Origin of the sequence: Rathayibacter sp. AY1D9 (assembly GCF_002932395.1) — a bacterium.
GTDB lineage: Bacteria > Actinomycetota > Actinomycetes > Actinomycetales > Microbacteriaceae > Rathayibacter.
In genome coordinates, this window is record NZ_PSVQ01000062.1 from 1 (window position 1) to 9,138 (window position 9,138).

Sequence of the window (9,138 nt, forward strand, 5' to 3'; positions counted from 1 at the left end):
GCCGCGGCGGGCGGAGACGGTCATGGTGACGCCGAGGATGATCAGGCCGACGACGGCGACGCCGAGGCCGACCCACTTGGCCCAGCCCATGACGGTGGTGAAGGCCTCGAATCCGGGGGGCATGCCGCCGGGGCCCGGGTCGGGCACGACGGCGCCGAGTGCGCCCGCGGTGGTGAGGATGTCGGCCGCTGCCGAGATGAGGACAGACATGGTGTGTGCTCCGTTTTCTGTGTTGGGTGGTGCGGGGTGATCGGCGCCGCGGGTGCGACGTCGAAAGGGTCCGGTTATCCGGTGGTGAGGGGGCCGTCGGCGTAGGCGACGTCGAAGTGCAGGTGGTTCGGGGTGTCACCGAACTGGGTGATGTGTTGATACGTGGTCGAGCGGCACTGGATCTGGCCAGCGCGGGAGCCCTGCGGCACCTGCGGGTCGAGGACGTCGAGGAGCTGGAGGGCGTTGGGGTCGCAGCCGGTCGTGGCGGTGCCGGCGAAGCTGTAGAAGTCCACGGCGTTGCCGCCGCCGTTCATCCAGTGCGAGGAGCCGGTGCCGGCCCCGAGGAGCGATCCAGTGCACTGGCGGTTGAGGTCGGAGACGCCGACCTTCCCAAACGTGTTCAGCGCGATCGTGATGATCTGGAGGATCCGGACGTCGATCGCGCAGTTCTCCTTCGGAGTCCCGGCGGCCATGTCGCGGATCTGCTGCGCGTACCGGTCCTCGAGAAGGGTCAGGTCCCCGGCGTCCATCGCCGCAACGAGGTTCGTCGCGAGGGCCTTCGTGTCACCGGACACGGCGACGCATCCACCGACCGGCGCCGGTGATGCGGGCGCGGTGCCGATCGGCGTCGACGGGACACTCACCGGCGCCGCCGACGTCGTGGGAGCGGTCGTGCTGCTGCCGAGGCTGCCCAGGTAGGTCATGATCGCCACGGCGTCCGCGCGGTACTTCGTGTAGTGGTTCGGGTCGGCGTTGCGCTGCACCTTGTTGATCGCGATGGAGGGCTCCATCGCCTGCCATCCCTCGACGGCCACGAGGCGGTCGTAGAAGAAGCCGGCCGAGGTCGTCGGGTCCATGCGCTGCTCGACGGTGCCCCAGCTCCACTGCTGCTGGAAGAGGCCGATCGAGTCCGCGACCGACCCGTCCGGGTTGATCGCACCGTCCCCGTAGCTGATGTTCACCAGCGAGGACTCCCCGATCGCCGTCTGCACGCCCAGCGTCTGCCCATCGGCGCCGAGGCCCTTCGCGGCGCCCGCGTTGACGATGAGTGCAGCGTTCACGAGCTGGTCGTGTCCGTAGGCGCCGACCTTCGCGTCCGCGGGGATCGCGGAGACGTTCACCGGTCCGCCGCCCGGCAGGCATGCTGCGGCCGCGTCCTCAGCGGCGCCGAAGAACAGCAGCCAGAGCAGCAGTGCGATCGCGAGAAGCGGTGCCAGGACCGCCGCGAGAACCCCCATTCCCCCCTTCGCCACCGGGCTACTCCGACGCCAGGGGGGTGATCTGCTCGACAGCCCACGGACCGGTCTCGACGGTGCGGTGGACGTACACGGAGTACTCCCCCGCATCCGTGGGAACCAGGATCCGCATCGTGAAGGCGCCGTCCCCATCCCGGACCGACGCTGCGCCGGTGACGGTCGTGCAAGGCACGTTCGCGGGGTCGACGGTCTCGTACGCCACCGCGGCCTGCTGGCTGAGGAACGGGTACAGCTCAGCAATCCAGGTGTCGTAGTCCAGGGCGGGTCGGCAGAAGGCGGTAGTCGCTGCCACCGCGATCGCCACGGTGTCGCCCTCGACAGTCGGCTCCGGCTGCGGCTCGACGTCGGAGAGTTCGGCGGCGGCCGGAGGTGTGCTCTCGGCCGGCGCCGTCTCGGGTGAGGTCGATGCCTCAGCGGAGCGCGTCTCGGAAGCTGCCGACTCGGTGGAGGGTGACGCGGCATCGGTGCTCGAGCTGCTGCAGCCGGTGGTGATGAGCGCGAACGCGACGACCAGCGCTGCCTTACTCGGCGTCCTCATGTGTGTCCCCTATGGCTCGTGCCGCAACCGGTCGTCCCGGTTGCGCGCTACGACCACTATAAGGTTTTTTTGGTTTCCTGTAACGTAAACTTAGGTAGCTTTATGAGTGTGCTTGGTTCAAGCCGACCGGGCTCCCGTGCGTGAAGGGGAAACGGCCAGTGCGCCACAATGGAACTCATGTCGTCTCCGATCCCTCCGCCGTCCAGGGAGGTGATGCACATGCGTGCCACGACCAGTGAAATCGGCAATCGCGTGCTGCACTTCCTGTCGCAGGAGACGGCGCGCCTTCACGGGGCCACGGTGTCGGAGATTCTCGAGGCGGTTCCCGAGGCCCGTAACAAGGTGACCCTCTTCGGCCACCTCAACCTCCTCGAGGAGGCAGGCGCGATCGTGGGAAGGCCCGCGCCGGGTGTTCGACACCGCAAGACCGTGACGTACAAGGTCGACTGGGACGCGATCGACCGCCTGCACGAGGTCAGTCGGGCATATCAGAAGGGCCAGATCGACCTCGCGGAGCCGCCGCGGGCTATCTGACGCACGCGGCGTTCCCTGTACCTGCTGGGATGCGCTCAAGAAGCGCCACGCAGCGGTGGGCCAAGAGTTTGCTCTCGTCCGCGACTGCCCGTAGCCCTGTCGCGAACTGGAGCTCGAAGGCATCCCCCGCGAGCCATCCTTCGACGCCGAACTGATCCCCGTCAGGAGAGGTCACCGCGACGTCCTCGAACCGTTCCGCGGCGCGAAGCCCGTAGCCGGCGGCGATGACGTCTCGGCCGAACCAGTACGTCTCCAAGGCCACCGCCCGCAGGATCGCGTCATCGGCGGCTTGCTCGATTTCCACTACCGGGTAGTGCCGCACCAGCCCTGTTCGCGCGTCCAGCTCCTCATCGGCCATGGACGGCTCGCGAGTCGCCACGCACCGCTGGCATGCGCAGTCGACGGGGTGGCTGTTGCCCAGGTGGAAGAAGTGGACAACGGCCGACCACCGTCGATCAGCGGTGCGGCCATCGTCGGTGAGTGCACGGTCCGCTCGCGATACGCCAGGAAGGGCTTCCATGGCGTTAACACTATGTCAGTGCTAGCGGTTTCGTTACTGGTGCTCAGAAATCCACCGAGCGATGGTCGAGTCGAAGACCTCCGGGTCGACGTTGTACTCCGTGTTATGGGCGGTCGCTGCGGTCTCGACCACTTCCACCGCCGGCGCATTCAGCTTCGCGAACCGCTGGGAGACATCCATCGGCAGGGTCGTGTCGCCGGCCGAGTGGAACAGGAGGATCGGGCAGCCCAGGGCGGCGGCTCGCGGCTCGCGCACCCAGTCCAGCGCGTCGAAGTCCACCGGCTCCGGGAGACCGACGAGGCGGCTCGCGAGCTTGCTGCGCAGGCCCACGAGGCCGAGGATCGCGACCTGGCGAGGCAATCCCATCTCGACGGCGCCTTGCTCGATCGCCGTCTTCCAGTTCAGCGCCGGCCCGACGAGGACGAGGCCGGAGAGCAGGTCGCGGCGGCTCGTGCGCTCCGCTGCGAGCAGCGCCACACCGCCACCGAGGGACCAGCCGATGAGGACGATCTTCCGTGCGCCGTGGGCGGCTGCGTAGTCGATCGCCGCGGCGACGTCGGCCCACTCGCGCTGACCGAGCATGGACGCGCTGTGAGGCACCGCGGGGCCGTCGCCGTCGCCGCGGAAGGAGACGACGAGGGACGTGTAGCCGAGCGCGGTCATCGCCGGTACGCTGCGCAGCGCGTGGATCCGCTTGGTGCGGATCCCGTGCACGTGGATCGCCCACGTGCCCTCCGGGTTCTCGTCCGGCCCGAACTGCCAGGCGGGGCAGTCACCTAGAGGCCCGGGGACCGGGACCTCCACGAAGTCAGGGTCGACCGCCTCCGGTCCGGCGAAGACGTCGCCCTCGCAGATGACGGCCTTTTCTCCGGCGAAGCTCGCGCCCCAGGTCGACTCGATGCGCCGGGTGGTCGCACCGGTCACCGGGTCGGTGTGGATCGGGCGGCTGAGTGTCGCGTGACCGGTGCGGTCGGTGCGGAAGATTCCGAGGATGCCGGGGGAGATGGTCTTGCCGTCGACGGCCAGCGTCATCGTCTTGCCGTCCTGGCGCAGGATCGGGATCTGAGGCGGATCGACGGGAAGCACGACCTGGCGAGCGGCGAAGATCGAGCCGATAGCGCCGGCCACGGCGACGCCTCCTGCTGCTGCTGCTCCAACGATCAACTTGTTCATTCGTTCCATCCCATACCTGCTGCTAGCAATTCACCGTCGATCAGTCGCTCTGCGCGACGAACGACACCGTTCTCGTTGTTGCTCAATTTCATCGCACCGACCATCACCGCGTCGGTGACGCGCACCTGTAGCGTCATCAGTCGCACGAGCTTCTTCTCGCTCGCGGTTCCTTCTCTCACATATGAGACGGGCGGGGCGGCGATTTCTCGCTCTGCCAGCATCGTGACGAGCTTTCGGGAGCTCAGGTCGACGGCGACGTCCCTAATCGTACGCCGAGCGGGGAAGCTGCACAGGCCGGCGGTGAAGAGCAGGATCCCGCCGAAGAATCCCGGGGTGAAGGCGAGATAGAGGACAGTCGTTATCGCCCCGGAGTCGGGGACGTATCGCGCTACCAGCATTCCGGCCAGTTCGCCCGCGGCTCCGGCGATGATGAGCGCGCCGCCGACAGTGAACGGCCAGTACGCGCGACGGGGGAAGCTCGCGACTTTCACGATCAGTCGCACGAACAGCACCATCAGCCCGAGGAAGTAGATCCCGCTACACAGAATCATCGGGAGCTGATCGACTTCTTCATGCGAGAACTTGGGCGAGGTGGCCGGGCGGTCGATTGCGATGAACGCGGCCACGTACGCGGCGATCCACGCCACGAGCAGGACGACCGACCAGAGGCGCACTCGGCCGACGTCGATCACGGCCTCCACGAGAAGCCACATCGCCGTGCCGGCGGCGACGAGCATCACGCAGTAGTAGACGTTCGTTCCTCCGAACAGGCTGTCTGCCTCATCGAGCGTCAGCCACGGGAAGCCGCCCAGTGCGAGCAGCCCCACCGACCCGAAGCCTGCCGCCACCCATGGGCGGGTCGGCGGACGTCGGCGGGCGAGGATGGCGATGAACCAGCCCAAGAAGTAGGCGGTGACGGCGAGGAAGGAGGCGGTGAAGAAGAAGCTCTCGATCGGACTCACTTAGCCGAACTTCCTCTCACCCGACCGGTATCGCGGGTACATGACGAGCGACACCATGAGGCGCGCGAATTCTTCAGCTTCGCCCTCGCGGATCCGATGCGTCCGAGAGGAATCGTCGCCATCGAAAACAAACTGCTTAGCGTGACGTACCGCGTTCGTTGCGCTCGTCAGCCCCATGCTGTCGAGGCTAAGACCGTGAGGGAGTTCGACTTCACTCGGAGGATGCCCCAGCAGGATGTGAGCCAGTTCGTGGAACACATTGAACAGCCGATAGTAGGCTTTCTTGTCGCTGCGGATGAGGATCATGTACTTGGTAGGAAGCAGCGCGGCGATTGTCTCGGTAAGAGTCAGGGCGAGATAGTTCTCCCACGACTCGTCTCCGCCCTGATACACCTCAATATCAGCACCAAGCACTTCTTGAGCGCGACGGATGATGGCTTCTTCGGTCGACAGTTCACCGGGGTAATTCTCAGTGAAAATTTCCTTGAAGGCGCGTTCGGCGGTCTGGCGAATCTGCTCAGTTACGAGCTACGGATCGTCCACAGTTCCCCCTCCCAGATACAGCCACTATTCGCGTAGCTCGCGGATCGACGCGGCGATGCCGCGGATGGCAGCAGGGGAAAGGTTTCCCCCGAGGGACCGGGCCGCCAGCGGCTCGACACCCTTGGATGCGAGCGCTCGGCGCAGCTCGAGGTCAGCTTCGATCATTGCGGTGTCCTCCGAGGTCGTCAGCTCCGTCAAGAACGCCTCAGGGACCTGGAAGTGAGTGGTGAGGCGAGTGAGCTCGCTCCGAGTCACGCCGAACCGCGCGGTGGCGCCGAGCATCTCGGACAGCCGTGCCGCCGGGATGCCCGCGACGTCATCACTCGCACTCGTGCCGGCCGGGAGGAGGACGCTCAGGCGTCGGGCGAACTCGACACCGTTCGTGAGCACGACCACCTCGTCAACGTCCGCGGTGGGCTCGCCGAACTCCTCCGCCATCGTGAAGATGGTGGCGACCTTGACTCCCAGAACCTGCGCGAAGCGCTCCAGATCGTTCGTGTCGAACATCGCGTCGCCGCGCATCCGCGCGTAGAAGTAGGTCAGCGTCATTCCCGTGCGCGTCGCGAAGTCGACGTTCGAAAGACCGGCTCTGGCCATCAAGGTCTTGATCGCTGCGTGAACGCGCATCGAATACTCGGACGCGCCGTTACCTGTTCTCGCAGCCATGCTGACCACGGTAGCCGCTCGTAGAGAGCACTGTTAGTTTCAGCAGGCCCCGACCAGTTCCGGGCCGAGAACCGGGGGTGTGGGTGGATCAGTCACTGTCCCCCGTGGTCAACCTCGTCCGTCAGCGAGGAGGGGCCGCGCAGCTCGTCGTCCTCAGGGGCGGTGACGTCCTTCTCGACCACTCCCAGGGGTACGGACCCGATGGACTCTTCTGGTCCTGGTCAGTCAGTAAGCCCTACCTGAGCATCCTCGTGCACCAGTTGGCCGCAGACGGGCTCCTCGACATCGACGCCGCAGTGTCTTACTACTGGCCGGAGTTCGCTCGTCACGGGAAAGGATCGATCACTCTCCGTCAGGTCCTCCACCATCGTGCGGGGTTCTCGACCTCGCGCGGACTGATCGGGGATGCCCTGGCGATGACCGACTGGCGCAGCTCGATCCGAAACCTCGAGAGCGCTCGCCTCAGGACGGTGCCGGGCGCCGTTCCCTCGTACCAGGTGTTCACCTACGGCTTCATCCTGGGCGAGGTGATCCAACGAGTGACCAGGCGTCCTCTCCGCGACGTCATGGACGACGTGCTGCTCACTCCGCTCGGCGCCACCAACACCATGCTGGGCGTCGCTGAACACGACCTCTCCCGATGCGTCCCCATCCGCAGCTCCGTACCTCTCGCCACGGGGGCATTGAACAGCCGGGCTGTTCGCACGGCCGTGATCCCGAGCGCCGGAATCTCAACGACCGCTCGCGACGTCGCCAGGTTCTACGAAATGCTGCTCAACGATGGCCGCGGCCGCGATGGCGCGCAGGTTGTCTCGCCGGAGATCCTGTCGCAGGCGACGATCGCCAGCTCCACCGAGGCCGACGTCGACGGCTTCGCCCACACGCCGATCCTCTGGGCGCACGGATTCCAGCTCGGCGGTCGCACCCCCAACCTCTACCCGCCGCTCGGATCGGTCGCCGGCCCGCGAACGTTCGGACACAACGGGTCCAACGTCTGCGTCGCCTGGGCCGACCCGGACACGCAGCTCGTCGTGGCCTACCTCACCAACACGGTCGCTTCGGACGGCGCCCGCCACATGACGGCCGTCTCTAACGCAATCGCCAGCATCGCTCGCCCCGCGGCCGGCTGACAGGTGTTAACGGCTACGGTGAAGTATCGATTACGTTAGTCAGAGGTCGAGAGTGCCGCAGACCAGCGGGCAGCCTCACCCACGTTGGATGCAGGCAGAGGGGACAGCGACCACGACCATGACACTCGACACGCCGCACCACTCCCCGAATACTGCTAGCACTCACACCATGATGAGCCGCATGGGAAGAAGACGACGGAACGATGGAGCGGCGGCGGTGCAACTCAACGCCCGCGTGCTGCCCACCAACCGTGATGCCGTCTCCGAGGCTGCCGCCGCCAGCGGCGTGACCGTCTCGCTCTACGTCGACATGCTCTACAGCGAGCTGCTCGCGAAGTACGGCGCGCTCCCGCGGGTCACCGCGTCTCGATCGGAGCCGCCGATCACCACCACTTAACGCATTAGGCCCGCCGCTTACGCGACGGGCCTAGAAGCTCTCGCTTCACACCAAGGCTTACCAGGGCGACAGGTGTGAAGCAGTTGATCAGGACCGGTTTCTCAGGCCGGGCCTTATCCATCCCCACCCGAGGGAGGAGAAGTGACCTCATCGTAAGCCATACCGCTGCGTCTTCGCACGCCCAAAATGCCCGAGTCGACTCCTTCTCGGGGCCATGGGCGTTGACGCGCAGACTGAGCCCCCGTGCCGCGGTGCGCACGATGCGCCCGGACGCCTACGGGCGCCTGGATGAGAACGCTTATCCGGCCGCGTTTCCCGTCTCCGCCGTCGCTCCGATCGCCCCGTGGGCGATCTACCTCACCGACGACGCCGGAGCGTTCCGACTGCTGTGCTTCGACTTCGACGGCAAGGACTCCCGCGGCGTCGACGCCGACCTCATGGAGCAGGCCGCAGACGACTGCGACGCCCTCTCCGCCGTCCTCGACGCGCACCAGGTCGCTCACGTCGTCTGCCAGTCCTCCGGCACCGGAGGCCGCCACCTGTGGGTTGCTCTCGCGGAAGGCGCCTCGGCCGAGCTGGTGGCCCGGTTGGCGATCGCCGCTCGAGCGAACTTCCGCACCCTGGATCACGGGATGCTCCGCAACCCGCGCACCGGCGCCGCCCGTCCGCCGCTGTCTCCGCACCGCGACGGCAGCTTCTCGAGCGTCCTCCGCGGCCGCGCAGAGGAGCTGCTGGACATGACCGTCACCGCCGCCGCGCTCGAGGCCGTGACGGACGCCCTGGAAGAGTCCCGGCCGCCGCTGCGCGTCGACGCCACTCCCCCAGTACCCACCGGCACCGCGCACCACACGCACCGAACGCTGAGCGCTGCCGGCGCCGCTCACATGGCCACGGCCGGAGGCGGCGCGAATCCGTCGTGGACCGCGTTTATGTGCCTGCTCTCCGCCGCACACGCGGGATGGTCCCTGACCGACGTGGAGCACGCCGCGCGGACCGCGCCCGGGATGGAGCACTACCGCACGAAGAACACCGGCCGCGGCCACCGCCGGCCCCGCGCCCGCGACGAGGCCGCCGAGCGCCTGGCGCGGCAGTGGGAAAAGGCCCGCCAGTACGCGGCGACGGTGCGCTTGCCGGTGTGCAGGGTGAGGTAGGCCAGGGCGGTGAGGATCGTCTTCTCCGACGTCGCCCGCTCGGTCCGACCCCACCGGC

Annotated in this window: 12 protein-coding genes; 4 read left to right on the forward strand and 8 right to left on the reverse strand. The window is 67.0% G+C overall.

The window, feature by feature from the left end:
• The 3 genes from C5C50_RS16230 to C5C50_RS16240 all read right to left on the reverse strand — a co-directional run.
• On the reverse strand, positions 1 to 210 hold a 210-nt coding region (locus tag C5C50_RS16230), incomplete at its 3' end, for a hypothetical protein (protein ID WP_104273924.1).
• Positions 211 to 284: 74 nt separating this feature from the next.
• A complete protein-coding gene (locus C5C50_RS16235; RefSeq protein WP_146085928.1) occupies positions 285 to 1,463 on the reverse strand; it encodes a hypothetical protein in 1,179 nt (392 codons plus the stop codon).
• 4 nt (positions 1,464 to 1,467) lie between these two features.
• A complete protein-coding gene (locus tag C5C50_RS16240) occupies positions 1,468 to 2,004 on the reverse strand; it encodes a hypothetical protein (protein WP_104273926.1) in 537 nt (178 codons plus the stop codon).
• A 219-nt stretch (positions 2,005 to 2,223) separates the two neighbouring features.
• On the opposite strand from C5C50_RS16240, the gene C5C50_RS16245 reads away from it, so the two are divergent.
• Positions 2,224 to 2,538: a hypothetical protein gene (locus C5C50_RS16245; RefSeq protein ID WP_146078849.1), complete on the forward strand. Its 315-nt coding sequence runs from the start codon at positions 2,224 to 2,226 to the stop codon at positions 2,536 to 2,538.
• On the opposite strand, the gene C5C50_RS16250 is transcribed toward C5C50_RS16245, so the two are convergent.
• From C5C50_RS16250 to C5C50_RS16270, 5 genes are all read right to left on the reverse strand, one after another.
• Positions 2,531 to 3,058 (reverse strand): hypothetical protein, encoded by a 528-nt coding sequence (locus C5C50_RS16250; RefSeq protein WP_104224223.1) that lies wholly within the window; start codon positions 3,056 to 3,058, stop codon positions 2,531 to 2,533. The two genes, C5C50_RS16245 and C5C50_RS16250, sit on opposite strands and share 8 nt — an antisense overlap.
• 33 nt (positions 3,059 to 3,091) lie before the next feature.
• Positions 3,092 to 4,231 (reverse strand): S9 family peptidase, encoded by a 1,140-nt coding sequence (locus C5C50_RS16255; RefSeq protein ID WP_181133960.1) that lies wholly within the window; start codon positions 4,229 to 4,231, stop codon positions 3,092 to 3,094.
• Positions 4,228 to 5,193, reverse strand: coding sequence for a hypothetical protein (locus C5C50_RS16260; RefSeq protein WP_104273928.1), 966 nt, complete (start codon positions 5,191 to 5,193; stop codon positions 4,228 to 4,230). Before C5C50_RS16260 ends, C5C50_RS16255 begins: the two co-directional genes overlap by 4 nt.
• Complete coding sequence (locus tag C5C50_RS16265; protein WP_146085929.1) at positions 5,194 to 5,607, reverse strand: ImmA/IrrE family metallo-endopeptidase; 414 nt, start codon at positions 5,605 to 5,607, stop codon at positions 5,194 to 5,196. It abuts the gene before it with no gap.
• Positions 5,608 to 5,760: 153 nt separating this feature from the next.
• Positions 5,761 to 6,402, reverse strand: coding sequence for a helix-turn-helix domain-containing protein (locus C5C50_RS16270; protein ID WP_146078848.1), 642 nt, complete (start codon positions 6,400 to 6,402; stop codon positions 5,761 to 5,763).
• Positions 6,403 to 6,506: 104 nt separating this feature from the next.
• Between C5C50_RS16270 and C5C50_RS16275 the strand changes: the two genes are divergently transcribed.
• From C5C50_RS16275 to C5C50_RS16285, 3 genes are all read left to right on the forward strand, one after another.
• Positions 6,507 to 7,532 (forward strand): serine hydrolase, encoded by a 1,026-nt coding sequence (locus C5C50_RS16275; protein ID WP_181133961.1) that lies wholly within the window; start codon positions 6,507 to 6,509, stop codon positions 7,530 to 7,532.
• Between the two features lie 217 nt (positions 7,533 to 7,749).
• Positions 7,750 to 7,929 carry a hypothetical protein gene (locus tag C5C50_RS16280; RefSeq protein WP_104224217.1) on the forward strand — a complete coding sequence of 60 codons (180 nt, stop codon included), beginning with the start codon at positions 7,750 to 7,752 and terminating at the stop codon, positions 7,927 to 7,929.
• Between the two features lie 251 nt (positions 7,930 to 8,180).
• Entirely contained in the window at positions 8,181 to 9,080 is a 900-nt protein-coding gene (locus C5C50_RS16285) for a hypothetical protein (protein ID WP_104273931.1), read from the forward strand.
• Positions 9,081 to 9,138 lie beyond the last annotated feature (58 nt).